Genomic DNA, 25,251 nt, shown 5'->3' on the forward strand with positions numbered 1-25,251 from the left:
CGGAAGTTCCAACCCCATCAGGGTCTTCATTTTCTCTCTTTCCCCGTCAGGGTCTCCATTTTATCTCTTTCCCCAGCAGGGTCTCCCGTAGGGGACCATGATGGAAGTCCATCGGGGTCCCTTTCAGGAGACCCCGCTGAGGTTAAAAAGTGGGTGCATGCTGTGGTGCTACGACCATAGCCCTTCTGACCGGCCACTGCAAATACAACTGGTACGCCGCGAAACCCGCGAAAATCCCAATGGCATTACCCGCCAGGTCCTCCCATTCAAAGCTCCTGCCGGTAAACTGTTGCAGGTACTCAGCTGCAAAGGATAGCAGGAAAACCAGGAATACCTGGGATATCGGGTTTCTCCAAACCAGGCAGGCCACCAGGTAGAACCCGCTGAAGAGTATAGAATGCATGATGACCCCGTTCAACAACAAACCATAACGGCTGAGGAACTTAGGGAAGGCGGGCGACAGCAGGGTCAGGAACACGGCAATGATGCCCACCAGCCAATAGATCTTACTACTCCATTTCCAATTCATAGGGTCAGTCTTTTCCAACCACGTGCCAGAAAATGGTAAGGGGGACTTAAATAGCATTTCCAGGCTTATTGGTGGCTTTTTTCTCTCTATTTAACCCCATCAGGGGATTCATTTTCTCTCTTTCCCATTAGGGTCTCCATTTTCTCTCTTTCCCATTAGGGCTCCATTTTCTCTCTTTCCTCAGCAGGGTCTCCCGGAGGGGACCCTGATGAATAGTAAGGTGGAGGTGCATCGGGGTCCATTTCAGGAGACCCCGCTGAGGTTTACAGGGTATTCATTTTCTCTCTTTCCCATTAGGGCTCCATTTTATCTCTTTCCCCAGCAGGGTCTCCCGGAGGGGACCCTGATGAATAGCAGGACGGAAGTGCATCGGGGTCCCTTTCAGGAGACCCCGCTGAGGTATACAGGGGATTCATTTTCTCTCTTTCCCATTAGGGCTCCATTTTATCTCTTTCCTCAGCAGGGTCTCCCGGAGGGGACCCTGATGAATAGCAGGACGGAAGTGCATCGGGGTCCCTTTCAGGAGACCCCGCTGAGGTATACAGGGGATTCATTTTCTCTCTTTCCCATTAGGGCTCCATTTTATCTCTTTCCCCAGCAGGGTCTCCCGGAGGGGACCCTGATGAATAGCAGGACGGAAGTGCATCGGGGTCCCTTTCAGGAGACCCTGCTGAGGGTTAAGGCGTTCTATCCGGGTCCACTTCCACAGCCTCCCGCCGAGGTTTAAAATGCTTCCTAAACTTTTCTTCTTTCCCAAACCTTTTTCTTATTTTTCTGTTTAATTTTATGTCAACAAGATTAAACACGAAATGAAGAGGCTATGAATGCGTTTACCATCAAAGACCTGGAAAACCTTTCTGGCATTAAGGCCCACACGATCAGGATCTGGGAACAGCGCTACAATTTCCTGAAACCCCAGCGTACCCAAACCAATATCCGCTACTATTCCAATGAGGAGCTGAAAGCCGTCCTCAATATTGCCCTGTTGAACAAATACGGCTACAAGATCTCCCACATCGATAAGATGCGGCCGGACGAGATCCGCGATAAGATCGTGGCCCTGGGCAGTCCCCAGGCCCAGCAGGAGCGCATGGTGAATGAACTGATCCAGCTCATGGTGGACATGAATATTGAAGGCTTTGAGCAGATGCTGGACACGTATATCTCCGCGCGGGGAATTGACAAAACAATAACACAGGTGATCTTCCCATTCCTCGAGAAAATCGGGATCTTGTGGCTGACCAATCACATCAACCCGGCACAGGAGCACCTGGTGACCAATGTGATCCGCCAGAAGCTGATCGTAGGCATCGAAGGCGCTTTCTCCCACCTCAATGTGAACAGGACAGTGATGCTGTTCCTGCCGGAGGGGGAACACCATGAGATCGGCCTCTTGTTCACCTACTACCTGATGAAGAGCCGGGGGATCAATGTTCTTTATTTAGGGTCCAATGTACCATTGAAGGATGTGGAATTTGTGGCGAACCTTAAAAAACCCGATTACCTGTACACGCACCTTACATCGGTTGCGCACAATTTTAATTTCGAAAGGTTCCTGACCAATTATTCCCTCCGCTGCCCTTCGCATAAACTGGTCATTTCCGGTTTGCTCTGCCAGCAGTACAAGAAAAAAGTGCCCGATAACGTCGCCTTCAAGCGTTCCCTTCCCGAGGTGATGGAATATATCGCCAGCATCAAATAAATTTTTTTATCCTAATCAATGGATAAACAATGAATTAGGTGTTGTTTGAGAAATATGACAGAAATATTAAACAAATAATTTGGTAGGGATAGGGTTATTTGTTTAAATTTGGATAAGAAATAATTAAACACTTTGAGCCATGTCTAACGTAGATTTCAATGAGATGCTGGTGGATAATGCAGAGTTCCTGCGACCCTTCGCGATCACGTTAACACGGGATAATGAAGCCGCACAGGACCTTTTCCAGGAAACCATGTTCCGGGCCCTTGCCAATAAGGAGAAGTACAATGTCGGTACCAATATCAAGGCATGGCTCTACACCATCATGCGGAATATCTTCATCAACAATTACCGCAGGAAAGCCAAGCAGAACACCATATTCGACAGCACGCCCAATGATTTCCTGATCAATTATAACCAGGCGGTAGCGGCCAATACAGCCGAGAGCAGTATCCGCATGAAGGAGATCCAGGAAGCGATCCATAAACTCCCGGAGATCTTCCGCAATCCCTTCCTCCTGTACTTCGATGGATTCAAGTACCACGAGATCGCCGAAATGCTGGGAGAGCCCCTCGGTACCATCAAGAGCAGGATCCATTTCGCCAGGAAATTATTGAAGGCGCAGATCCAGCGTTTTTAAGTTATCTTTTCAAGGTGGGAAAAAAAGTTATCATCATAGGAAGCGGTTTCGCCGGCCTATCGGCCGCTGCATTCATGGCCCGCGCCGGATGGCAGGTGACCGTGCTGGAGAAGCACGACCAGCCGGGAGGCCGCGCCCGGCAATGGAAGCAGGACGGCTTTACTTTCGACATGGGCCCCAGTTGGTACTGGATGCCCGACGTATTCGAGCGCTTCTTCGCGCAGTTTGGCAGATCAGTTAGTGATTATTACGAGTTGGAGCGGCTGGACCCCTCTTACCGTGTGTACTGGTCAGACGGCCCCATGGACGTCCCGGCCGGACTGCCTGCATTGAAGGAGCTTTTCGAATCCATAGAGCCCGGTTCCGCCCTGCGCCTCCAGCAGTTCATGGATGAGGCCGCCTACAAATACCGTGTAGGTATCCAGCGCCTCGTGTTCAAGCCCGGGCAATCGCTGCAGGAATTCCTCGACTGGGAAGTGATAAAAGGTGTCTTCAAGCTCGATGTGTTCACTTCCATGAAGTCGCATGTCCATAAATTCTTCCGCGACCCCAGGTTGCGGCAATTGATGGAATTTCCCGTGCTCTTCCTGGGTGCCATGCCACAGGATACACCTGCCCTCTACAGCCTGATGAATTATGCTGATGTGGTGGGCGGAACCTGGTATCCCAAGGGGGGCATGTACTGCATTGTGGACGCCATGTACAAGCTGGCGATGGAGCAGGGGGTAAGTTTCCGTTTCAACGAGGAGGTCCGCTCCATTGATATCAGTGCCAATGCGGCGCGTTCCGTTACTACCCAGAATGGCAGCTTCACTGCCGATGTGGTGATCGGTGGCGCCGATTATCATTTCATCGAAAGCAAGCTGCTGCCGGAATCCCACCGCAGTTATTCGGAGTCCTATTGGGACAGCCGGGTGATGGCGCCTTCCTGTTTGCTCTATTATGTTGGGTTGGATAAGAAGCTGGAGGGTGTTTTGCACCACAGCCTCTTCTTCGATGCGCCTTTTGAACAGCATGCCAGGGAGATCTACCAGACCAGGGAATGGCCGAAGGAGCCGCTGTTCTACATGAGCGCGCCTTCCGTGACCGACCCGACCGTTGCCCCCATTGGTAAGGAGAACCTCTTCCTGCTGGTGCCGGTAGCTACCGGATTACATAACGATGATTCGGTTGTACGGGAACGTTATTTCAACATGATTGTCAACAGGCTGGAGCAACATATCGGCCAATCAGTAAAGGATGCGGTCATCCTGAACCGTTCCTTTGCCCATAGTGATTTTGTGAAGGAATATAATTCCTTCAAGGGGAATGCCTATGGCCTGGCCAATACCCTGATGCAAACGGCAGTATTAAAGCCTGCCTGCAGGAGCAAGAAGGTGAAGAACCTTTTCTATACCGGGCAGCTCACCGTTCCGGGTCCGGGTGTACCGCCCAGCCTCATCAGTGGGGAAGTGGTGGCGAAGGAAGTGATCAGTCAATTCGGTAATTAATGAACGATTCTTGTTTAGTGCATGGGGAATGCTTATCTTAAAAAAATATCAGAATAGCTAGCTTATGATGCAATTGTTCCATACGGTGAGTGAGCTTTGCAGCCGGGTGACCACCGAGCAGTACAGTACCTCATTCTTTTCCTCGATCAGGCTTTTGCACCATGACCTGCGCCAGCCGATCTTCAATATCTATGGCTTTGTCCGTTTTGCTGATGAGATCGTGGATACTTTCCACCAGCACGACAAGTCCACCCTGCTGGCAGAATTCAAGCAGCAGACCTATGAGGCAATAGAAAGGAAGATCAGCCTTAATCCCATCCTGCACAGTTTCCAGAAGACCGTGAATGAATACAATATCGATCACGACCTTATTGAAGCTTTTTTCCGCAGTATGGAAATGGACCTGGATAAGAAGGCCTATGATGCGAACGGTTATGCAGAGTATATCTATGGTTCTGCGGAAGTGGTGGGACTGATGTGCCTCTTCGTATTTTGTGAAGGAGACCGCTCCCTCTACCAACGCCTGAAAGCGCCTGCCCGTTCTTTAGGGGCTGCCTTCCAGAAGGTGAATTTCCTGAGGGATATCAAAGCCGATTTCAACCAGCTGGACCGGGTGTATTTCCCCGGTTGTGATTTCAATAATTTTACTGCCTGCGACAAGAGCAAGATCGAAGCCGATATCCAGAAGGATTTCGATGATGCCTATACCGGCATCATGCAATTGCCCGTGAAAGCCAGGTTTGGGGTGTATGTGGCGTATAAGTATTACCTGTCGCTGTTCAAGAAGATCAAGCAACTCCAACCGCAAAGGATATTGATCGAAAGGATACGCATCCCCAACTACCGCAAGGCGATGATCGTTGTCCGCGCCGGCGTAAAGAACCAGTTGAATTTGATCTGAGAAAAGGGGAGGGCCACAAAAGAGGCCAAAAAGGAGGGCCACGAAGGCACAAAGGCGCTAAGATTCACAAAGGTCCTGGATGGCTTCGTGTTACTTCGTGTCTTGGCGCCTTAGTGGCCCAATCATTAAATGAATTTATGAGTGATATCAGAAATAGTGTAGTACTCGTTAACGAAAAGGATGAACCGGTGGGGGTGATGGAGAAAATGGAAGCGCACCGCAAAGCCCTGTTACACCGGGCTTTCAGCGTATTCGTTTTCAACCGCGCGGGGGAAATGCTTTTACAACAAAGGGCCCTGAGCAAATACCATAGCGGGGGCCTATGGACCAATACCTGTTGCAGCCACCCCTTTCCCGAAGAACCGGTGGAGGATGCGGCCTACAGGAGGTTAAAGGAAGAAATGGGGTTCTCTACCACCCTCAGCAAGGCCTTCGATTTTATTTACGAAGCCCCATTCGATAATGGCCTTACGGAACATGAGTTCGACCATGTGTTCATCGGCCAGTACGAAGGACCTATTCACCCGGACCCTGCCGAAGTACAGGATTACTGCTATCGCTCCATGGACGAGATCGAATCTGCCATGGAAAGCCATCCCGCCAAGTTCACCGTCTGGTTCAGGCTTGCCTTCCCAAGGGTGAAGGAGTGGGTAAAAGAGAATAAATTTGCCAAACAGTTCGCTTAAAAAAGATATATGCATTGGTTAGCTTATTTGGGAATAGTAGTTGGGACGTTCTTGGTCATGGAAGGGATCACCTGGTTGACCCACCGGTATGTGATGCATGGTTTTCTCTGGTACCTGCATGAGGACCACCACAAGAAAGGGCCGGGCTTCTTTGAAAAGAACGATTGGTTCTTTGTGATCTTTGCCGTACCCAGCATGCTGCTGATCCTTTTCGGTACGCTTAATAAGATCTATTGGATGCAGGCCATCGGTTTCGGTATCATGGCCTATGGCTTTGCCTATTTCCTGGTACACGATGTCATCATCCACCAGCGGTTCAAGTTCCTGACCCGCTCCAACAATATTTATGTGAAGGCCATCCGCTGGGCCCACAAAATGCACCACAAGCATATCGAGAAAGAAGATGGTGAAAGCTTCGGCATGTTGATGGTGCACAAGAAGTATTGGGAGAAGGTGCGCAAGGACCAGGAGTTCCAGAAAGCTCGCCAATAGTACCCCGGGAGGCCATCATCGGCCCTCATTTTATTGCGTACTTTGTATTGACCTTTCAGCAGGAAAAGGAGCATCCCGGCCACTTTGCGGGTGGCCAACCCAATATGACCCATTACGATTACCTCATTACCGGTTCAGGTTTGGCAGGACTAAGTCTTGCCTACCGAATGGCTATTTCCGGAAAGCTTGACGGGAAGCGCATACTCATGGTCGATAGCCAGCAGAAGCAAGCCAATGACCGCACCTGGTGTTTCTGGGAGACCGGTCCGGGATTGTTTGAGGAGGCAGTATTCCGTCGCTGGGAGAACTGCTGGTTCCATGGCCCGGGTTTTTCCAGGCAGTTCAACAGCCATCCCTATCAGTATAAGATGATCAGGGGAGCCGATTTCTATCGTTTTGTCCTGGAAGAACTGGCCAGGCACCCCAATATTGAACAGCGCAGGGCCAAAGTTGTATCCCTGAATGCCGATGAGCAACTGGCCTATGTGACCCTCTCGGATGGGGAACAGTTCACGGCCAATTATGTATTCAACAGCATATTGTGGAAACAGCCTGAACCTTCGGGCAACCTGCACTACCTCATCCAGCATTTCAAGGGCTGGGTGATCCATACCCCATCCCCCGTATTTGATCCTGCAGCCAATACTTTCATGGATTTCCGCGTTGCCCAGGGCCATGGTACCACTTTCGTTTATGTGATGCCGTTAGCCCCTGATCTTGCCCTGGTGGAATACACTCTGTTTACACAGGACCTGCTGGAGCAGGAAGATTATGATAAGGGATTGAAGGAGTATATCAGCGGGTTCATGGGCATTAAGGAATATAAGGTCGAGGAAGAGGAGTTTGGTATCATTCCCATGACCAATTACCGGTTCCGGAGCCATGAAGGAAGGATCGTACATATCGGCACCGCCGGTGGCCAGACCAAGGCATCGAGCGGCTTTACCTTCCAGTTCGTGCAGAAGCGCACCGCCGGTATCGTTGAATCATTGATCCAAATGGGGGATCCCTATAGCATCAACCACGACCATTCCCGTTTCCATTTTTACGATAGTGTATTGCTGGATATCCTGGCCCGCAATACTTTGCCGGGCGCGGAAATCTTCACCACCCTTTTCAAAAAGAACCGTATCCAGGATGTGTTCCGTTTCCTCGACAACGAGACCAGTCTACCCCAGGAATTAAAGATCATCAGCACCCTGCCCACCCTTCCCTTCCTCTCCGCCGCCATCAGGCAATTGAAAGGCACGAAGTGAACGGGTTAATTTCCCGTCGACCCGTTCTGTCTTATGACCAACGGCTTGTTGGAAGATGAGAGCTAACCCCAGCAGGGTCTCCCGCAGGGGACCCTGATGAATAGTAGGATAGATATCCATCGGGTAACCTCGAATAGTAGGACCATGGGGTGAAAAGATATAATACACCCCCGCTTCCCCCCGTTGTGTTTGATGACCAACGGGTAGTTGGAAGATTAAATCAGCTGATTGACGAAAATAATATTTCATCTATTATACATCGGGGTCCCCTCCGGGAGACCCCGCTGAGGTAAAAAAATCAGGCTTGGTCTGACGAAGCTTCGCGTGAGCATTTCATCTACTGGTTGGCCTAAGGATCACATATCCACATATCCACATATCCACATATCCACATCTCCACATCTCCACATCTTCACATCTCCACATCCTCCCAATCCCTATATTCGCCCCATGTCCTTTCTACTTCGCGAATACCATTATTTCCTGGCGGCGGTGCAGTTCCTGACCAGGATCAAAGTGCCGGATAGCTTCCCTTTCAAGCCGGAATACCTCGAGGGGTCCACCCGGTATTTCCCCCTGGTGGGCAATGTAGTGGCGGCTTTTGGCGCATTGGCCTACCTTGTTATTGGCAAATACATCAGTGAGGACCTGGCCATTGTTGGCTATATGCTCACCACCATTTGGGTGACCGGGGCTTTCCATGAAGATGGCTTTGCGGATGTTTGTGATGCCTTCGGTGGTGGCTGGACAAAAGAAAAGATCCTGCTCATCATGAAGGACAGCCGCATTGGCACTTATGGTACAGTTGGGTTGATCGGCATCCTCGCGGTGAAATTCCTCCTGGTCAGGGAGCTGCCCAGCTTTGCACCGGAAGGTTTGCAGCCCTCCCTATTCGCATTGGCCAATTACCAAATCTTCTTACTCCTATTGTTGGCTGCTCATGGCACCAGCCGATTGATGGCGGTAACGGTGATCCAGCAATACACCTATGTGCGGGATGACAACAATAGCAAGTCCAAACCCTTATCACGTACGCCATTGAGTTGGCCTGCCCTGATGGCTGCCATAGTGTTCGCCTGCTGGCCCTTCCTTTTCCTATCCTGGCCATTTGCACTTGTACTGGTACCCATGTTCATCGCCAGGACAGCACTGGCTTCCTTTTTTAAAAAATGGATCGGCGGGTATACGGGCGATTGTCTCGGTACCGTGCAACAGGTAACAGAGATTGTTTTCTATTTGACCGCATTGATCCTATGGCGTTACTTTGTGTAATATGGAAGTTTACCTGATCCGCCATACCCGTCCCGCTGTTGAGAAAGGCATCTGTTACGGGCAGACCGACCTGGATGTTACTGAAACCTTTGAATCGGAAGCAGCCCTGATCAGGTCAGTGTTGCCAGCGGATATCCGTTTCGTTTATTCCAGCCCGTTACAACGGTGCCGCAAGCTGGCCGAGCATTTGTTTACCCATCCGATCCGGTTCCATGAGGACCTGATGGAACTGCATTGCGGCGATTGGGAAATGCGGCACTGGGACCATATCCCGCAGGAAGAGTTGCAACCCTGGATGGATGATTTTGTGAAGGTGAGGGTGCCCGGCGGGGAGAGTTATATCGACCTCTATGAGCGCACTGTAGCGCGTTTCCGGACTATTACCGAATCTGCCTTACCGGCGGCGATCGTGGCGCATGGCGGGGTGATCAGGAGTATCCTCTCGCACCTGACCGATACGCCCCTGGTGGAATCCTTCCAGCGTTTCCCGCTCCATTATGGTTGCGTGGCAAAAGTTAATCCTGTTGAGCGGACCTTCGAGATGCTTTCCAATATTGAAGGCCCAAAGGAGCAGCACCGGCCTTCAAGGTTAGAGAAGAAATGAGTATATTCATTTGCGTTTATTCATAGCCTGCCCCAACAGCATTGTTGTGGGATGTTTGGATGCCCGGCGATCATTCCGGCACATCTTCCTAAAATACCCTGCCAATGAGTTTTAATTACGATGAATTACTAACGGTGACCTTCACCCTGTTTGCGGTGATCGATATCCTTGGCTCTATTCCCTTACTGATCTCGCTGAAATCGAAGATGGGGGTGATCCATGAATTGCGTGCCACCATTATCTCCGGCGCGCTGATGATCCTCTTCCTGCTGGTGGGGGAGAAGTTCCTGAGCATTTTGGGACTTGATGTAAGGTCCTTCGCCGTGGGTGGTTCCATCGTGATCTTTATCCTTGGTCTCGAGATGGTATTGGGTATCGAATTCTTCAAAGGGGATGAGGACGCCAAGTCCGGGACCGTTGTCCCGATCGCCTTCCCGCTGATCGCTGGTTCCGGAACGCTCACCACCATCATCTCCCTGAAGGCTAACTACAGCACCGTGAATGTGTTGCTGGCCATACTGCTGAACCTGGTATTGGTGTACTTCGTACTGCGTTCCCTGGACCGGATCGCAAAATTCATAGGGCCCAATGGCTTGCTGGCCGTCAGAAAATTCTTCGGAGTGATCCTACTGGCCATTGCCGTGAAGATATTTGCGACCAATGCTGCGGGATTGATCAAGTAAATGACATTGCGAATGATAAAAGAAAGATCCCTGAATGGTTTTGCCTTTCAGGGATCTTGCTTTTATGGGGTAAATGAGCCCGATCACAAATTTTTCCGCAGCCATTGGTAGATGAAATCCAACACCTCCGGCGAAAAGGTTTCTGTTAAGCTGCCATATTCTTCCACTGTGCAGCTCTTGCAGGTTTGGAACAAATGGTTCTTGCTATCAAACAGCTTTACGACTGAAGCTTTATTGTTCAATACCGCACCAATACGTTCTGCATTATCTGCTTTTACCTGGACATCACTCGTTCCCTGCGTCACCAGTACCGGTTGCTGCAATTGGCGATAGGAATCCAGCGGTTGGTAAAAAAGGTCGAAGCGCATGGCCTTGCCCCAGAAATGCCCAAAGGCTTTTGGATTGAGGGGATAAGAAAGTTCCAGTATATCCCTTTCTTTAGCGGGCACTTGCTCCACCAATGGATTCAGGGACGCAAATGACCTTTCAATGGCGGCCAGCGTACTGTCATTGGTGGGATATTTTTGCACAGCATCAAATACCGCAAGGAGAACCTTTGTATTCAGGTCAATGCCTTCCCTGGAAACCCCTTGCTGGGCATAGATGTCGGCTGTCTGGCGAAGGATGGTTTCACGGAGTGATTCACCAGCGCCTGCCAGTAATACCACGCCATTTACATTTCGGTTGTTCAATGCTGTTAGGCTGGCGATCTCTGCACCGAGGCTATGGCCCATAATGAAGACCCGTTCGGGGTTCACTTCCTTCCTGCTGCGCAGGTATTCTACACCAGCCTTTGCATCATTGGCCAGGTCCTTGATGGAGGCCGTTGAATATTTCCCTGTAGAAGCACCGGTGCCCCGGTCATCGGCCCTCAGAACCACAAAACCTTTTCTCGTGAAATAATCTGCCAGCACGAGGAATACCTTATGCCCGAAAATGTAGGCATCGCGGTCATTGGGCCCCGATCCCGGTATCAGCAGGATGGCAGGAGAAGGTTTTCCTGAACGCGGAAGGGTCAGGGTTGCAGCCAGGGTAACCGAATCGGCACTGTTCCGGTAGGTGATATCTTCTTCCTTATAAGGTAATGGATAAACAGGTTCCTGTGGCCGCAGGGGTTTGCTAAAAGGGCTGTCGGTGTATTGCAGCGCTACCGGTGCAACAAAGTTCCCCTGCCTGAAATTGCCCTTGCCTTCCTTCCCGTTAAAAGCAATGGTGACCACTGCATTGGGATGGCTGATGGTGAGTTGGACAGAATCCCTTTTTTGCTCCACCAACCTGATGGGGATATTGTACATCTGTTGGTCCATGCTATGGAACCAGGGGCGCTGGTTGGGTTTCGAAGGGAACTCTATCCCGATCCTGAGGCTCCTTGATGCATTGAGCTGGATGGCCCCGGTCCAGTTGCCACGGGGAGGTATAGCCGAAGAGCCAGTTGTTTGGGCTGTGGTGTACAATACTGGCAGGGCCAGCAATAGCAGGGTTAAGATTTTTTTGGTCATAGCAGATAGCATGTTGTTGGTTTAGGAAGATCGTGTCATCAAAGGGTTTTCCATAGGATGTTCTCAAATGTAGCAATGAAGCCATTGCCCTTAGGGGCTGCGCCCATGAAACCAGCCTTTAATCCGGATGATGGGGCAAATGGTGCCAGCCTCGCCATTTCAAATGGATTGCCATCGACCGAAAAGGAGATCTCACAAAAATCGCCCTCCCGGTGCAGCCGGACTCGGATGCGTTCTGCAGCCTGGTCTACCGGCCTTACTGACCAGTCGGATACATCATGGGTAACCACGACACTCAGCCATTTTTTGCCATCCACGAATTCGATGCCCGTTTTGATCCAGTGGTTCTGGTCCAGCATCAGTATTATGCCTGTTTGGTCGAATTGTTCCCTGTAATCCGCCACCAGGTTGGTTTCCAAGACAAAATTGCCGGGTGCTTCCTTTAATAGGGTCAGCCCGGAGAAATAAGTGAACCCATAATGGGTGACATTCCAGAAGTCTGAATGGCCCGGTACCCTGGCAACCAGATGGTCCTGGCCCCACTGGATCAGGCTATCCTGGTGGCTGATGGTATAGGCTACCGGAAGGATTTGCTGCATGCAGGATGGTTTATTGACCAAAGGTAGTTGATGAAGTTGCCCAACCGCCCTGGAATTGGATGAATGACAAGTTTCACCAGCTGAACAGGGAGCTCTGGCATTTACCGCAGTTTTCCCGATCGTAAAGACCCCAAACGTTAAAGTTTTGACGGAATGTTGTTTGGTAAGAATTAAACACTACCTTCGTTGGGTTATTTTGAGCTTCGCAAGTTTAGTAATTGCCTAATTATACAGCCTAGCAATCTGCCTCTGGTTATTCCCTTACTTGTTGCCTTCTCAAGCATTTTTTATTTTTTCAATTTTTGTTATGAACATTTATGTTTCAAACCTGGGCTTCAGTTTAATGAACGAAGACCTGAAATCTCTTTTTTCATCTTATGGTGAAGTGGCTAGCGCCAATATCATCAATGATAAGTTTACTGGTCAATCAAGGGGCTTCGGTTTCGTTGAGATGCCCGATACGGATCAGGCTAAAGCAGCCATTGCCGGACTGGACCAGTCAACTTTTGATGGCAGGACCATTAAGGTGAACGAAGCGAAACCAAGGGAAAGCAAGCCTTTTGCCGGTGGATCTTATAAGGTTGGCGGCAACCGCGGTGGCTGGTAATAGCCATTGGAAGATTTTTGTTATCCCCCGGACATTCCGGGGGATTTTTTTTGCCTATATACGATGGGGTTGGTTGAATTTTGACTGTTACTAAAGGAAGCGGATGAGACAATCTATTGGAAAAGAGCAGGTGGCAAGGGGAAAATGGTCAATATCAATAAGTGGCGTTTTTGAAAGCATGGGGAGTGGTGTTGAACCGGGCTTTAAATGAACGGAAGAAATGGGAAGGGCTTTCAAAACCACATTCAAAAATAACATCGGTGATGGATTTATGCTGATCACGCAAGAGTAATAATGAATGATGTAGCCGCTTTTCCAATAGCCATTTTCCAGGGGTGGTCTTATAGATTTTCTGGAAATCACGTTTGAAGGAGGAAAGACTCCTGTTGCATAAAATTGCGAACTGTTCAAGGTTAAGGTTATAACAAAAATTATCTTCCATCACCCGTTGTAAAGTAACCTGTTGATTTTCGTGCATTAAGTAACAGAAATAGGATAGGATTTCTTCATTCTTTTGGTTTTCGGCAATAGTTAAGATCAATTCCTTGAACTTAAGTTCCAACAAGTAGGGGTCGGGTTCAATGGTTCCGCCAAAATAGGATGCGAATGAAAGAAAGAAACCTGTCAGCGTATCGCTTTTTTCAAGGATCATTACTGGTTCGAAAACAGGAAGGGAGTTATTTAGGGGCTTTGATTTGGCTCTTATTGTGTCACAAATGAATTTATCGGGGAAAAAAAATAGTACAACGCAAAACCCTTTCTCAAGGAAGTTTTCAAATATCCAGGCCCCCTTGCGAACAAATACACAGGTATCACTCCCAATTGAATACGATTTTCGGGCGGTGTGCCAGATCTTATTCCCCTCTACAACATAAAATAGGTAATTGAATTGACTCCAGGCATCTGAAAATTTCGCCTTCATGAGGCGGGCTTCTAATGGGCAATTGAATACTGTAATCAGAGAATCGCTGCAATTGAACTGGCGATAATACCCTGGATGTTTAAGAACGCTTTCGTAAAAATTGACCATATAGCTCGGTAAGTACAATTTACAAAATATAGCAGGAAAGACCTCGGATTTTCCCGGTTTATGGGCTTGTTCATTACCCAAATGAACTTTATAGGCAACTTTATGAACTCCTGGGTAAATGGATGCTTCTTATTGCGAATTAACTTTATTCCGAACCTTAAAATAAAATCAAATGGTAACAGACACATCCTCGCTTAAACCAGCGAACCCTAACAAGCAGTTATGGGAGAAAGGTGACTTTACGCGCATTGCATCCACCATGCGCGAAAGTGGAGAAGCACTTGTCGCAAATTTGGGAATCCGGGAAGGATGGGAAGTTCTTGACCTCGGTTGTGGGGATGGAACCACGGCAATACCGGCTGCCAGGGCTGGGGCAAATGTATTGGGGGTTGATATTGCCAGCAACCTCGTAAAGGCTGGGAATGAACGTGCCAAAGAAGCAGGACTGGAGAATTGCCTTTTCCAGGAAGGTGACGCTTCAGGGTTGGTTGCCCTGGGAGATCAATCTTTTGATCTTGTAGTAACTGTATTCGGTGCCATGTTTGCGCCCAGGCCATTTGATGTGGCCAGTGAAATGGCACGTGTTACCCGGAAGGGAGGGCAAATAGTTATGGGGAACTGGATTCCGGGTGATCCCACACTGGTAGCCCAGATCCTGAAAATCAGTTCTGCTTACACACCGCCACCACCGGAAGGCTTTGTTAGCCCAATGCTTTGGGGAGTGGAAGACCATGTCATAGAGCGTTTTGGCAAAGCGGGAATTCCAAAGGAAAACATAGCGTTCAGCAGGGAAAAATTTGTATTTCGTGCGCCTTTTTCGCCGTCACAGTTCGTTGAGGTCTTTAAAAACTATTATGGTCCAACCATGAATGCATTTGAGAGTGCGGAGAAAAATGGCAAGGCAGGGGAGTTGCAAAAGGAGTTGGAAGACTTGTTCAATAGCCAGAATCAAAGTCCCTCAGCTGAAGCCACCGAGATTCCAGCCACTTATTTGCTGGTAAAGGCTTTGGTATAACTTGAAAAATAACGAGAAGCTTAGCTGGCCTAACCGAAAGGGCAGGTCTTAGCCGCTCTGGCAGGTAAGATTCCGTAACACTTACGAATATTGAGCCCTCCCCCGGAATTTCCGGGGGATTTTTTATGAGGGGAGGCCATGCCTTAGTTGTCCAAATGGGGAATTGGTTTCCCCGCAGGAATGCCGCAAATAACCGCTGCTTCAATCCAATTTTACCTTAGTTTTGCAGCCCCTGACCGTCCAACCCGGATGGTCCTTGTTCCCTGGCCTCGTAGTACAATGGATAGTATAAGAGTTTCCGAAGCTCCAGATCCAGGTTCGATTCCTGGCGAGGCCACACTTCCTTTCCCTTTTAGGATTTTACCCCAACACTTTACCATTTGTATTATATTGTCTTTGGCAACCCTGTGCTGAAGGCCGGGTTTCCCTTTCTTATTTATGCAGCATCTCGACAGGATCCCGGCAACCCCTCCCCGTATTGCTCCCCTGCCCACGGGTATTGACCGCCCCCTTTGGTCGGTCATGATCCCTGTATACAACTGTTATGGATACATAGAAAGGACATTGCGATCTGTTTTGGACCAGGATGCCGGACCCGAGCAAATGCAAATAGAAATCATTGATGATGCCAGTACAGATGGGGATATTGAAGCAATGGTGCATTGCCTTGGCAAGGGGCGGGTCCAATATTTCCGCCAACCGGTGAACAGGGGGAGCCTGAGGAATTTTGAAAGCTGTATTAATAGGGCAAAGGGATACCGGGTGCATATCCTTCATGGGGATGATATGGTGAAACCTGGATTTTACCAGGAGATAGAGGCGCTCTTCAAGGCCCATCCGGAAGCGGGTGCTGCATTTACCCGGAACGACTATATTGATGAAAGGGATCGGCACCTGCACAGTAAACCGAATATCCAGGAAAATAAGGGTATTATTGAGAATTGGCTCTTTAAGATCGCATCGGCCAACCTGCTGCAGCCCCCGGCCATAGTAGTAAAGCGGAGTGTTTACGAACACCTGGGTGGTTTCTTTGCGGTACATTATGGAGAAGACTGGGAAATGTGGGCCCGGATTGCCGCTCATTACCCGGTTGCCTATTCACCCGAAAGTCTTGCGCTTTACAGGAAGCATAATGAAAACATTACGGCCAATGCCTACAAGACCGGTCAGTGCATCAGGGATATTGAAAAGGTGATCAGCATAATCCAGGGGTATGTCCCTGACCAGGACAAGCAGATCACCCAACGTAATGCTAAACGGGTCTTTTCGCAGTTCTTTGGAGGCATTGCGCAAAGCCATTATTACAGTGATCGGGAGGCGTTCTTTAATTTGGCTTACCAGAATTTTTTATTTGACAAGCGATTGGAAACCTTGGTATCTTTTGGTCGAATTGCCACCCGACATGCATGGGAACAGGCTAAATCGTCAGCGAAGAAACTACTATTGCCGGGGAATTAGGTCAGCCCATAAAAGCTGTAAAAAATGAGATCGGATAAACAATACTGGGAATGGGAGATAGGGCCGCAAAGCCATTGGTTGGGTACTAGTTTCAGGGAACTGGTAGCCTACAAAGATCTTTTATTTGGTATGGTAAGAAAGGATTTCATTGGAGCTTACCAGCAGACCCTCCTGGGGCCATTCTGGATGTTATTCCAGCCCTTACTTTCTGTACTTGTTTACGTCATTGTCTTTAATGGTATCATTGGGATTTCAACAGCCGGCAAACCCGCTTTTTTATTTTACCTGGCGGGTATCATTATTTGGAACTTCTTTTCTGATCTGCTGCTGTCCAATGCATCTGTTATTACGGCCAATGCCCCCATATTTAACAAGGTTTATTTTCCAAGACTGATTACGCCCCTTTCGCTGGTATTGCTACAATTGATAAGGCTGGGTATAAATTTGCTCTTATTGGCAGGTGTATTGTTTTATTTTGTGTTGAATGGAACTGTTTCTCCGGATTGGGGTAATCTGCCAGTACTATTACCAATTATACTCATCATGGCTGGTTTTGCATTGGGAGGCGGACTTGTTGTGTCGGTGCTTACCGCAAAGTACCGTGACCTAACGGGATTACTTCAGTTGATTGTCAGGTTGTTGATGTTTGTCAGTCCCATTTTTTATACCAGCAAGGATGTTCCTGCAAAATGGGATTGGGTGGTGAAATTTAATCCACTGGCTCCGCTCATTGATGGTTTTCGTAGTATTTTATTAGGCATTGGTAGTCCCGAATGGTTTGGGCTACTGTATAGTTTTGGCCTGATGATGCTTCTATTACTGGCAGGGATAATGATTTTTAGTAAATACATTGACAGGCTATTGGATGTTGCCTGATCCTAATATTCGATCCAATGGCTGAGAAAGTTATTCAGGTAGAGGAAGTTTCCAAATGGTACCGGTTGGGAAAGATCGGGGCAGGTTCTTTGCGCCAGGATATCCGCAAATGGTGGCTAAGCAAGGTGGCTGACATAAGCAAACAAAATGGGCCGGACCCTGGAATGGTTGCCAGACTGTCCAGTGACCATATATGGGCGTTAAGGGATATTAGTTTTGAACTCAATCGTGGGGAGGTACTTGGCATCATAGGGAAAAATGGAGCGGGAAAATCAACCTTGTTGAAGATACTTTCAAGGATCATCAAACCCAGTTCAGGAACAATAAGGGGAAGGGGGAAGGTCAGCAGTTTGCTGGAAATTGGTACTGGGTTTCATTGGGAACTTAGTGGCAGGGAGAATATTTTCCTTAGTGGCTATATGCTGGGAATGAATAAGCGGGAAATTCAATCCAGGTTCGATGAGATCGTAACCTTTTCGGGTGTGGCTGATTTCCTTGATACGCCAGTTAAGCGCTATTCTTCCGGAATGTATGTCAGGCTGGCTTTTGCGGTTGCTGCGCATCTTGAACCTGATATCCTTATTGTTGATGAAGTGCTGGCTGTAGGAGATGCGAGTTTCCAGAAAAAATGCATGGGTAAGATGCGTGAAGTTTCAAAGGAAAGCGGCCGTACCATTCTTTTTGTTTCACATAATATGCAAGCCGTGAATGGACTGTGCAGCAGGGCAATATGGTTGGAAGAAGGAAGGTTGAAGCTGGATGGAAATGTTCAACAAGTGGTAAATGCTTATTCGGCTACACATAACCAGAACATCTGGAGCAGGTCCTGGGGAAAAGGTGAACATCCCCCTGGTAATGACCAGTTAACGATGAGGGGAATTGAATTGCTGCCGGAAATTTCCAATGAGGGTGGGACAATAGATATCCATACTCCTGTAACGGTCAGATTTCGATTTCATTTGCATGGCAGAACAGAAAGAATGGTAACTGAATTGTTATTGTTTACTGCGATTGGCGAATGCATATTTGCAGTGGTTAGTCCGTCTGAAACAGTTGACACAGGGCATTTCGAAGGGTTCTGTAAGGTGCCGGGCGATTTTCTGAACGACGGCTCTTATTACTTTACCTTCAGGGTCTTTAAGGGCAATAAGGAAACGGTATTCAGTTATGATGAATGCCTTCATTTTACTGTTGACGAACCTGTGGGTAATAAGGAGTGGTATGTAAAATGGTGGGGTTATGTGCGGCCTAATTTCCCTGTTATTGTGAACCGAATTGACTCATGATTATGCATCCAATCATCTCAGTAATCATTCCCTGTTTTAACAATGGCCAATTCCTTTCAAAGGCAATTGAAAGTGTGTTGAGCCAGGGGATGGGGGGCGTTGAGGTGGTGGTGGTTGATGATGGATCAAGTGATAATACAGCTGAAGTGGTGCGTTGTTTTACTGGGGTGAAGTATTACCGGCAGAGAAACAGGGGTCTTTCTGCAGCCAGGAATAAAGGTGTAAAGGTGAGTAAAGGGAATTATCTTGTTTTTCTTGATGCCGACGATTGGCTCTTGCCCGGGGCATTAGCCCTAAACCTTTCCCTTCTACAAAAGGATTCCTCGCTTGGATTGGTTGCTGGGGCACATTACAAGTTTTTTGAGGTTCAAGACAAAATGGAATTAGTGGTGAAATCGCCCGGAAAGGATATTTACCTGGCCTTGCTGAAAGGAAATTTCATTGGGGCCCATTGTGCGGTTATGTTTCCAAGGTGGGTATTTAAAGAGTTCAGGTATGATCATAGCCTCAAGGCATGTGAGGATTATGATCTTTGTTTACGCATTGCGCGGAAATATCCATGCTTGTATCACACTGATCCTATTGCTGTTTATAGGATCCGAAATGGTAGTATGTCCGGCAATCCTGCTTTGATGCTGGAGTATTCGATTAAAGTCCTGCATTCCCAGAAATCCAGTCTGAGAACTGATGAGGAAAGGGCGGCCTTTCAATCTGGTTTAGAGTTTTGGAAGGATTATTATGTGACAGAAATCTGTGCCAAATTATACCATGATGTTGCCATACTGCACCATAAGGCTGATCCCTCCTTGCTAAAGGTTCTATACAACACCCATAGACCTAAATATGAATGGATGATCAATGAGCTAGGCCTGCCTCCTTATGTGTGGAAGGGGGAGGGTGCCTGGAAAAACTTTGTTAGTTGGATCAGAAAGATCAGCCCATGATCAGCTTTCAGATAGCGCTACTGGGCTGAACTTCAATGATCATTTCATTATTGCCGGGAAACACCTGCATCCTCAAAACTTGCCATCTCATTTACAAAGTTCACTGCTGCATATAGCAAAGGCATGGCTAGTGCGGCGCCTGTGCCTTCACCAAGCCTGAGTCCCAGGTTCAGCAAGGGTTTGGCGTTCAGGTAATGGAGCATGCGCTGGTGTCCCTGTTCGCCCGAAGCATGGGCAAATAGGCAGTTGTTCAGTACTGAAGGTTGCATGGCATGCGCTACTAACAATGCAGCGGTGCTGATGAATCCATCCACTACAATGATCACTTTATGCTCTGCCGCCGCCAGGTAGGCACCCACCATCATGGCGATCTCATAACCACCGAGGTATTGAAGGGTCTTGATGGGCGATTGCAGGCTGATCACGTTGCGGTGCTTTTCGAAAACGGCCTCCAGGGTTGCCTTCTTGGTTGCAAGTTGTTTTTCATCGGCCCCTGTTCCCTTGCCTACACATTTTTCGAGCGGGGTGTGGGTGATGGCTGCCATCAGCAGCGATGCGGATGAAGTGTTGCCGATACCCATTTCACCAAAGCCCATGCAATTGCTTCCTTCCGCTACCAGGTGCTCTACAATGCTCCTTCCATAACCGATGGCGCGTTCTGTTTCCTCAAAGGTCATGGCCGCCTCTTCCAGGTAATTGCGGGTCCCATGGTTAATTTTGGCGGAGATGAATTGGGGATGGCTGATGATATCACTGAAGTCGCCCTTAACCCCTGCATCCACTACTTTCAAATCGATCCCGTTCTGCCTGCAGAATACGTTGATGGCTGCACCACCCCTGATGAAATTATACACCATCTGGCCGGTGATGGATTGGGGAAAGGGATTGACCAATCCTGTTTCGGAAATGCCATGGTCGCCTGCGAAAACAACAATAGTAGGACGATTGATCACAGGATGGATACTGTCCTGGATGATTCCCGCCTGTAAGGCGATACGTTCCAGTTCTCCCAATGAACCAAGGGGTTTGGTCTTGTTGTTGATCTTCTCTTGCAATAATGTTGCTACTGTACTCATGCCTTTCTAAGTTTAGTGGATTTTACAACCAGCGGAATTCCGCTGACCATCAACACTACGTTTTCTGACCGCGCTGCAATGTATTGGTTCACCCATCCCTGCAGGTCGGTAAACTTCCTGCCTGTCTCCGTTTCGGCATGTAATCCCATGCCCAATTCGTTGGAGACGATAAAGTAACAGCCGGGTGTCACCTTTAGTTGGTCGATCTCCCGCTTTGCTTCGGCGAGGCAAAGTTCAAGATCGTAGCCGTTATCAACAAAAAGATTGGTCAACCATAGCGTAATGCAGTCGATAATTATCGGCTGGTTTTTTTGTTCTATGGATGCCAGGTTTTTATCTATTTCAATTGTTTGCCATCCGTTGTGACGGTCGGCCTGGTGGCGCCGGATCCTTTGCTCAAAGTCCTCATCCCAACGGCGGGCAGTGGCCACATAAACTGGGTTGGGTGATAGGGCTTCCGCTAATTCCTGGGCATAGCGGCTCTTGCCGCTCCTCGCTCCCCCTGTGATGAAGGTCCAGTTGCTGGATGAATGGGTATTCAAAGTTGTTCGTTATGTAAGTTGTGAGGTCAATGCCAGTTTTTTCACTTTATGCACCAGGTGTGCAGGCACTTCAAAATACTGCGGATGGAAACAGGAGGCCAGCAGTTCAATACCATCAACAAGGGTTGATGCACTGGGCTGGGTGAAAAGATCGAAGTCTGCTATATACACCTCATCATTGCGGACAGCTGAAAGATCTTCCCAGCCTTGTAAATTGGTGAGCTTCCCAATTTCCTGGATGGAGCGCTCCACAGTAAATCCGCAGGGGGCTATGACCAATACTTCCGGATCATACTTCCTGATCTTATCGAAGGGGATCACGATGCTGTCGCCGGATGGGTTGCTCAGCATATCAATGCCTCCTGCCCATGCCACCTGGTGGGGTATCCAATGGCCACAGTTGTAAATGGGTTCCATCCATTCGAGCAGGCTCACCCTCCTGGGCAGCAGGCGATGAGCGCGCTGCTTGTCAAGGAGCGCATTCATCCTGGACTGCAGACCTGAAAGATAGGCGTAGGCGCATTCTTCCCTTCCCAGTGCACGGGCAATGGTGATGGCTGTTTCAAAGACATCCTGCAGGCTGTTGGGACTGAGGGGTACCAGTTCCGGCTGCTTGCTCAAGGCAGCAACCGCGGATGCCGTGCAGGCTGTATCTATCTGGCAAACTTCACAGGTGTCCTGGGTGAAAATTACATCCGGTGCAATGCTTTCCAGTTTTTCCGATTCCACATAGTAAAGGCTTTTTCCCGAGGCCTTAGAGGCGGAGAAGATCCTGTCGATCTCCTCGCTGCTGTATTCCTTTCCTTCGAGGATACACCTTACCACTACGTTTTTTTCTTCCTGCGCAATGGCCGGACATTCAAATGTGATCCCATCCAGGTGGTTGTCCAGTCCCATATCATAGATCATCTGGGTGGCAGCCGGCAGGAATGATGAACAACGGGTCATGGCTTGATGGTTTGATGTGTTGTGCAATAACTTTAGTGCTTTGCTCAATTGCAAAGCACTAAAGGGTACGCTATCTTTTATGGGAAGCCTGCTTAAGCGCAGTTTACCTCAGCTTTATTGTCGGTGGCTTTATTGGCCTTGCTGGTCATAGCTTGCATTGCCCCAAACAGCGGCGCGCTATAGCCTACAGTGCCTGCCAGGAAATTCTTCATGAATGGCCAGCCCTGCAGGTAGCACTGCATCAGCCCTTCCCAGTCGCGGCTGAATGGTTGCATGGTGCGCAGGTCGGTACCACCACCCAGCCATACACCGAGGTCAACGACCATCCAATACAATAGGCTGCCGGCAATAGCGCCAGACAGTACATGCAAGGGGCGGATGCTCTTCAGGGCCACCCTGCCAATGAGGACGATCAAGGTAAATGCCCCATAGATCCAATACCAGCCGCTATACATGGCCCCGTATTGTCCATTGAACACCATGAGGTTGATCACCAGGTCGCTGACCAGTAAGGTCAATAAAGGAAAGAATGCAGCTTTCCAGGCCGGCCGTAAATAGGCTCCTCCAAACAATGCCATGGCACCAATGGGGGTGAAGTTGCTGAGCGGGGTCAGTTGCGCGGCATTGGGGATGCGCATGGCCGCAACGATGGCCATGAAAAACAGCAGGTAGGTAAGCTGTGGGGAAGATTTAACAGGTTTCATCTTTTTTGAATTTGATTGCCGGTGCCACGGGATGCGGCACCGGAAAGGGTTTACCAATTGAATTGAACGCCGGTCATGAAGTTGAAGCGGCGACTGTTGTAGCCATACAGGTCGAAGTACTGCCTGTCGGTGATATTCCTCAGGTCCGCAAACAGCTTCCACCTTCTGCCCATTTGATAGGACGCATAGGCATCTACGTTATAGTAAGCATCCAGTGTCTTCTTTTCTGTTGCGAAGTTGTCAGGATTGAAGTAGAGGTCCTGGCGTTCATCTACCCACCTGAAGCCAAGGCTTACATAGAATTTAGGGCTGAACTGGTAAGCGGCATTCAGGTTGGCGCTGTTCCTTGGCCTGCGGTACAGGTTGAAGAAGGAAGTGTCTTTGCCTGAAGCATTGGTCGTGATCTTGCCATCTACATAAGTGTAGTTGGCTTTTACCGTGAACTTGTTGGTGAGCTGCCAGCTTCCTTCCAGCTCCAGTCCCCTGTCGTGCTGGTCATCAGCATTGCGGTACTGTCCGTAAGGCGGATTGGCAATGGGGGCAAAGATGATCACATCTTTCACCTGGCGGTCGAAGTAACTGATGCTTAATGTGCCAGAAGGTTTATTGGTGCTGACCTGCAGGCCTGCTTCCCACTGCTTGCTGCGTTCCGGCTCCAGGTTCCTGTTGCCATACTCCGACGCCAGCTGGTAAACGGATGGTGCACGGAATGCAGTTCCGTAAGAGGCAAATACCCTGAAGGTCTTGTTGATATTGTAATAGGGATTGAATGAGAAGGTTGCTACATCCCCAAAGTCCTTGTGCTGCGTAAACCTTCCGCCAAGTTCGGCGCCAAATCCCTGGGTGTTTTGGAGAGACAGTGATGCATAAGTGCTGAGCATGCTGCTCACCAGGCTATCGGAACCCAAAGATCCGTAAAGGGTATTGATATCTGCACTGTTCCAGCGGTAGTCGGCACCGGCCAGCAGGGATAATTTTTCCCTTAGCTTCAGGTTCACATAGGCTTCGGCAAAGAAGGATTGTCCCTTATACGTTCCGTTGAATGGATCGTAATCGTTAGGGCCGGCAGGATCATTCACCGGGTCATCGTATTTCCGCTCCAGCTGGTTGTAGTTGGTGTTGAAAGTAAAGCTTCCCTTTGCCCATTGGTGGAAGGTTTGCAGGCCGAACAGTTTATTGCTGTTGCGGATAGTATTGTTCTTGTCGTCCTGCAGGGCGGCATCATCGATGTCTGCCTTATAATGGCCCATCTGCGAATAAGCCCTGATGGTCCAGTTTTTCGTGGCCTGGTAACGGATCGAACCATTGAACATGCCCTGGTCAAATCCATCGCGGTCGAAGCCTTTATTGCCGCTGGCATCTTGGGCGGCAGAAAAACCGTCGGAATGGGTGCGGCTGTAGTTGAGGTCATAGGACCAGCTGCCAAAACCACCGTTAATGCCCATGTTGCCCTTGATGGTTCCAAAGGATCCTGCAGCCAGGGAACCGCGAAATACACCCGGGTTGTCATTGAAGCTTTTCCTGGTGATGATATTGATCACGCCGGCAACAGCATCTGATCCATACAAGGTAGACTGCGCCCCTTTCAGGATCTCTACCCTTTCTATCTGGTCGATGTTGAAATGGTTGATGTCAAACTCGTTGGTGGAGCCGGAGCCGTCGGTGACCGGCATGCCATCCACAAGGATCAGCGTATTGGCTGCGCTGGAGCCCCTGAGGTAGATGGTTTGGTTGGTACCCAATGGATTTTGGGAACCATTGACGATCACGCCGGATTGTTCATTCAACAGTTGGGCAAGGGTCCTGCCACTGTTGCGTTCCAGCGTATTTCGGTCAATAACGGTTAATACTTTTCCTGTGGTGTTCTGTTTCTGGGGGATCTTGTTCGCGGTAACCACTACCGTTTCAAGGGTCTTTCCTTTTGAACTGTCCTGTTGTGCCGATAGATGACTGCCATACATCGTAGCAGCCACCAGCAACCAATGCTTTTTCATGTCGCTAATTTTTGGTGACTGCTTCCGGAAAATAATGATGAAATGAAGATGATCCCTTGCGCCGGTAATCGCGAATCCCGGTAAAGAAGGACTAGCCTCATTCCGTGCTTTTCTCCCGAAAGCCATGAATGAATGATGTATGCGGCAGGTCTTCTGGCTTACTCTCTGTTGATGGCCTTCCCGTTAGGTGCTAACAGTGGCATGGAGATCAACAGCGCAGGAGCAATAACGTCCTGAGAGCTTACAGCTACGGGGATAGCGCCGGATTTACACCGGTCTTCCCTTTTAATCCCGGGTTGGTACGGGAACCGAATACGGGGCAAAAGTAATGGCTTGCGCATTGCCCTGCCAAAAAATTATTAACAGGGCGGTGGATTACCTGCACGGCTATACTCAGGGTTTCGCAGGAAATCCTTTC

25 protein-coding genes, 1 tRNA gene and 1 riboswitch are annotated in these 25,251 nt (G+C 49.0%); of the genes, 17 read left to right on the forward strand and 9 right to left on the reverse strand.

The genetic code is table 11. The annotated features are described in order from the left end of the window. Positions 1 to 142: 142 nt before the first annotated feature. Complete coding sequence (locus tag KJS94_RS16625; RefSeq protein ID WP_214448310.1) at positions 143 to 529, reverse strand: VanZ family protein; 387 nt, start codon at positions 527 to 529, stop codon at positions 143 to 145. A gap of 820 nt (positions 530 to 1,349) precedes the next feature. Here KJS94_RS16625 and KJS94_RS16630 point away from each other — a divergent pair. From KJS94_RS16630 to KJS94_RS16675, 10 genes are all read left to right on the forward strand, one after another. Continuing rightward, positions 1,350 to 2,231: a MerR family transcriptional regulator gene (locus KJS94_RS16630; RefSeq protein WP_214448309.1), complete on the forward strand. Its 882-nt coding sequence runs from the start codon at positions 1,350 to 1,352 to the stop codon at positions 2,229 to 2,231. 139 nt (positions 2,232 to 2,370) lie between these two features. Continuing rightward, positions 2,371 to 2,871: an RNA polymerase sigma factor gene (locus KJS94_RS16635; protein ID WP_214448308.1), complete on the forward strand. Its 501-nt coding sequence runs from the start codon at positions 2,371 to 2,373 to the stop codon at positions 2,869 to 2,871. Positions 2,872 to 2,885: 14 nt separating this feature from the next. Next, a complete protein-coding gene (crtID, locus tag KJS94_RS16640; protein WP_239804199.1) occupies positions 2,886 to 4,361 on the forward strand; it encodes a bifunctional phytoene desaturase/3,4-desaturase in 1,476 nt (491 codons plus the stop codon). A 64-nt stretch (positions 4,362 to 4,425) separates the two neighbouring features. After that, positions 4,426 to 5,262, forward strand: coding sequence for a phytoene/squalene synthase family protein (locus tag KJS94_RS16645; RefSeq protein ID WP_214448307.1), 837 nt, complete (start codon positions 4,426 to 4,428; stop codon positions 5,260 to 5,262). A 137-nt stretch (positions 5,263 to 5,399) separates the two neighbouring features. After that, the gene (gene idi / locus KJS94_RS16650) at positions 5,400 to 5,948 is read left to right on the forward strand and encodes an isopentenyl-diphosphate Delta-isomerase (RefSeq protein WP_214448306.1); all 549 of its coding nucleotides are present in this window, start codon (positions 5,400 to 5,402) and stop codon (positions 5,946 to 5,948) included. A gap of 9 nt (positions 5,949 to 5,957) precedes the next feature. Then, complete coding sequence (locus KJS94_RS16655; RefSeq protein WP_214448305.1) at positions 5,958 to 6,440, forward strand: sterol desaturase family protein; 483 nt, start codon at positions 5,958 to 5,960, stop codon at positions 6,438 to 6,440. 47 nt (positions 6,441 to 6,487) lie between these two features. Further along, entirely contained in the window at positions 6,488 to 7,696 is a 1,209-nt protein-coding gene (locus tag KJS94_RS16660; protein ID WP_214448304.1) for a lycopene cyclase family protein, read from the forward strand. Positions 7,697 to 8,146: 450 nt separating this feature from the next. Next, on the forward strand, positions 8,147 to 8,968 hold the full coding sequence (locus KJS94_RS16665; RefSeq protein WP_214448303.1) for an adenosylcobinamide-GDP ribazoletransferase: 822 nt from the start codon (positions 8,147 to 8,149) through the stop codon (positions 8,966 to 8,968). A 1-nt stretch (position 8,969) separates the two neighbouring features. Continuing rightward, positions 8,970 to 9,572, forward strand: coding sequence for an alpha-ribazole phosphatase (cobC, locus tag KJS94_RS16670; protein WP_214448302.1), 603 nt, complete (start codon positions 8,970 to 8,972; stop codon positions 9,570 to 9,572). A 104-nt stretch (positions 9,573 to 9,676) separates the two neighbouring features. Next, entirely contained in the window at positions 9,677 to 10,255 is a 579-nt protein-coding gene (locus KJS94_RS16675; protein WP_214448301.1) for a MarC family protein, read from the forward strand. An 83-nt stretch (positions 10,256 to 10,338) separates the two neighbouring features. On the opposite strand, the gene KJS94_RS16680 is transcribed toward KJS94_RS16675, so the two are convergent. After that, entirely contained in the window at positions 10,339 to 11,754 is a 1,416-nt protein-coding gene (locus KJS94_RS16680) for an alpha/beta hydrolase family protein (RefSeq protein ID WP_214448300.1), read from the reverse strand. Between the two features lie 38 nt (positions 11,755 to 11,792). Further along, entirely contained in the window at positions 11,793 to 12,353 is a 561-nt protein-coding gene (locus KJS94_RS16685; RefSeq protein ID WP_214448299.1) for a DUF1349 domain-containing protein, read from the reverse strand. Positions 12,354 to 12,660: 307 nt separating this feature from the next. Between KJS94_RS16685 and rbp the strand changes: the two genes are divergently transcribed. Then, complete coding sequence (gene rbp, locus KJS94_RS16690; RefSeq protein WP_214448298.1) at positions 12,661 to 12,960, forward strand: RNA-binding regulator; 300 nt, start codon at positions 12,661 to 12,663, stop codon at positions 12,958 to 12,960. A gap of 154 nt (positions 12,961 to 13,114) precedes the next feature. On the opposite strand, the gene KJS94_RS16695 is transcribed toward rbp, so the two are convergent. Continuing rightward, entirely contained in the window at positions 13,115 to 14,071 is a 957-nt protein-coding gene (locus KJS94_RS16695) for a helix-turn-helix domain-containing protein (protein ID WP_214448297.1), read from the reverse strand. Positions 14,072 to 14,162: 91 nt separating this feature from the next. On the opposite strand from KJS94_RS16695, the gene KJS94_RS16700 reads away from it, so the two are divergent. The 6 genes from KJS94_RS16700 to KJS94_RS16725 all read left to right on the forward strand — a co-directional run bounded on the left by KJS94_RS16700 (position 14,163) and on the right by KJS94_RS16725 (position 19,569). Next, positions 14,163 to 15,005 (forward strand): class I SAM-dependent methyltransferase, encoded by an 843-nt coding sequence (locus KJS94_RS16700; protein WP_214448296.1) that lies wholly within the window; start codon positions 14,163 to 14,165, stop codon positions 15,003 to 15,005. Between the two features lie 265 nt (positions 15,006 to 15,270). Beyond that, positions 15,271 to 15,342 (forward strand) — tRNA-Arg (locus tag KJS94_RS16705). A 101-nt stretch (positions 15,343 to 15,443) separates the two neighbouring features. Then, positions 15,444 to 16,463 carry a glycosyltransferase family 2 protein gene (locus KJS94_RS16710; protein WP_214448295.1) on the forward strand — a complete coding sequence of 340 codons (1,020 nt, stop codon included), beginning with the start codon at positions 15,444 to 15,446 and terminating at the stop codon, positions 16,461 to 16,463. A gap of 24 nt (positions 16,464 to 16,487) precedes the next feature. Further along, a complete protein-coding gene (locus KJS94_RS16715) occupies positions 16,488 to 17,339 on the forward strand; it encodes an ABC transporter permease (protein ID WP_214448294.1) in 852 nt (283 codons plus the stop codon). A gap of 17 nt (positions 17,340 to 17,356) precedes the next feature. Then, positions 17,357 to 18,625, forward strand: a complete 1,269-nt coding sequence (locus KJS94_RS16720) for an ABC transporter ATP-binding protein (protein WP_214448293.1) — start codon at positions 17,357 to 17,359, stop codon at positions 18,623 to 18,625. A gap of 2 nt (positions 18,626 to 18,627) precedes the next feature. Next, positions 18,628 to 19,569: a glycosyltransferase gene (locus tag KJS94_RS16725; RefSeq protein ID WP_214448292.1), complete on the forward strand. Its 942-nt coding sequence runs from the start codon at positions 18,628 to 18,630 to the stop codon at positions 19,567 to 19,569. 47 nt (positions 19,570 to 19,616) lie between these two features. Here the strand turns inward: KJS94_RS16725 and cobT are convergent, their stop codons facing one another. The 5 genes from cobT to KJS94_RS16750 all read right to left on the reverse strand — a co-directional run bounded on the left by cobT (position 19,617) and on the right by KJS94_RS16750 (position 24,833). Further along, positions 19,617 to 20,645: a nicotinate-nucleotide--dimethylbenzimidazole phosphoribosyltransferase gene (gene cobT / locus KJS94_RS16730; RefSeq protein ID WP_214448291.1), complete on the reverse strand. Its 1,029-nt coding sequence runs from the start codon at positions 20,643 to 20,645 to the stop codon at positions 19,617 to 19,619. Next, positions 20,642 to 21,187, reverse strand: coding sequence for a bifunctional adenosylcobinamide kinase/adenosylcobinamide-phosphate guanylyltransferase (locus tag KJS94_RS16735; RefSeq protein ID WP_214448290.1), 546 nt, complete (start codon positions 21,185 to 21,187; stop codon positions 20,642 to 20,644). Before KJS94_RS16735 ends, cobT begins: the two co-directional genes overlap by 4 nt. 9 nt (positions 21,188 to 21,196) lie before the next feature. Beyond that, positions 21,197 to 22,135 (reverse strand): ABC transporter substrate-binding protein, encoded by a 939-nt coding sequence (locus tag KJS94_RS16740; protein WP_214448289.1) that lies wholly within the window; start codon positions 22,133 to 22,135, stop codon positions 21,197 to 21,199. Between the two features lie 92 nt (positions 22,136 to 22,227). Further along, on the reverse strand, positions 22,228 to 22,839 hold the full coding sequence (locus KJS94_RS16745) for a DUF6580 family putative transport protein (RefSeq protein WP_214448288.1): 612 nt from the start codon (positions 22,837 to 22,839) through the stop codon (positions 22,228 to 22,230). A 50-nt stretch (positions 22,840 to 22,889) separates the two neighbouring features. Beyond that, positions 22,890 to 24,833, reverse strand: coding sequence for a TonB-dependent receptor plug domain-containing protein (locus KJS94_RS16750; protein WP_214448287.1), 1,944 nt, complete (start codon positions 24,831 to 24,833; stop codon positions 22,890 to 22,892). Positions 24,834 to 24,959: 126 nt separating this feature from the next. Further along, positions 24,960 to 25,161: riboswitch (cobalamin riboswitch) on the reverse strand. Between the last annotated feature and the right edge of the window lie 90 nt (positions 25,162 to 25,251).

It is taken from the genome of Flavihumibacter rivuli (assembly GCF_018595685.2).
GTDB classification, from domain to species: domain Bacteria; phylum Bacteroidota; class Bacteroidia; order Chitinophagales; family Chitinophagaceae; genus Flavihumibacter; species Flavihumibacter rivuli.

Bases quoted from the DNA above. Each gene is read 5' to 3' on its own strand.
- KJS94_RS16675 (WP_214448301.1), top strand. From the start codon at position 9,677: ATGAGTTTTAATTACGATGAATTACTAACGGTGACCTTCACCCTGTTT.
- KJS94_RS16725 (WP_214448292.1), top strand. From the start codon at position 18,628: ATGCATCCAATCATCTCAGTAATCATTCCCTGTTTTAACAATGGCCAA.
- KJS94_RS16710 (WP_214448295.1), top strand. From the start codon at position 15,444: ATGCAGCATCTCGACAGGATCCCGGCAACCCCTCCCCGTATTGCTCCC.
- KJS94_RS16665 (WP_214448303.1), top strand. From the start codon at position 8,147: ATGTCCTTTCTACTTCGCGAATACCATTATTTCCTGGCGGCGGTGCAG.
- KJS94_RS16680 (WP_214448300.1), bottom strand. From the start codon at position 11,754: ATGACCAAAAAAATCTTAACCCTGCTATTGCTGGCCCTGCCAGTATTG.
- KJS94_RS16720 (WP_214448293.1), top strand. From the start codon at position 17,357: ATGGCTGAGAAAGTTATTCAGGTAGAGGAAGTTTCCAAATGGTACCGG.
- KJS94_RS16745 (WP_214448288.1), bottom strand. From the start codon at position 22,839: ATGAAACCTGTTAAATCTTCCCCACAGCTTACCTACCTGCTGTTTTTC.
- KJS94_RS16635 (WP_214448308.1), top strand. From the start codon at position 2,371: ATGTCTAACGTAGATTTCAATGAGATGCTGGTGGATAATGCAGAGTTC.
- KJS94_RS16750 (WP_214448287.1), bottom strand. From the start codon at position 24,833: ATGAAAAAGCATTGGTTGCTGGTGGCTGCTACGATGTATGGCAGTCAT.
- KJS94_RS16740 (WP_214448289.1), bottom strand. From the start codon at position 22,135: ATGACCCGTTGTTCATCATTCCTGCCGGCTGCCACCCAGATGATCTAT.
- KJS94_RS16655 (WP_214448305.1), top strand. From the start codon at position 5,958: ATGCATTGGTTAGCTTATTTGGGAATAGTAGTTGGGACGTTCTTGGTC.
- KJS94_RS16685 (WP_214448299.1), bottom strand. From the start codon at position 12,353: ATGCAGCAAATCCTTCCGGTAGCCTATACCATCAGCCACCAGGATAGC.
- KJS94_RS16700 (WP_214448296.1), top strand. From the start codon at position 14,163: ATGGTAACAGACACATCCTCGCTTAAACCAGCGAACCCTAACAAGCAG.
- cobC (WP_214448302.1), top strand. From the start codon at position 8,970: ATGGAAGTTTACCTGATCCGCCATACCCGTCCCGCTGTTGAGAAAGGC.
- idi (WP_214448306.1), top strand. From the start codon at position 5,400: ATGAGTGATATCAGAAATAGTGTAGTACTCGTTAACGAAAAGGATGAA.
- rbp (WP_214448298.1), top strand. From the start codon at position 12,661: ATGAACATTTATGTTTCAAACCTGGGCTTCAGTTTAATGAACGAAGAC.
- KJS94_RS16630 (WP_214448309.1), top strand. From the start codon at position 1,350: ATGAATGCGTTTACCATCAAAGACCTGGAAAACCTTTCTGGCATTAAG.
- KJS94_RS16715 (WP_214448294.1), top strand. From the start codon at position 16,488: ATGAGATCGGATAAACAATACTGGGAATGGGAGATAGGGCCGCAAAGC.
- KJS94_RS16645 (WP_214448307.1), top strand. From the start codon at position 4,426: ATGATGCAATTGTTCCATACGGTGAGTGAGCTTTGCAGCCGGGTGACC.
- cobT (WP_214448291.1), bottom strand. From the start codon at position 20,645: ATGAGTACAGTAGCAACATTATTGCAAGAGAAGATCAACAACAAGACC.
- KJS94_RS16625 (WP_214448310.1), bottom strand. From the start codon at position 529: ATGAATTGGAAATGGAGTAGTAAGATCTATTGGCTGGTGGGCATCATT.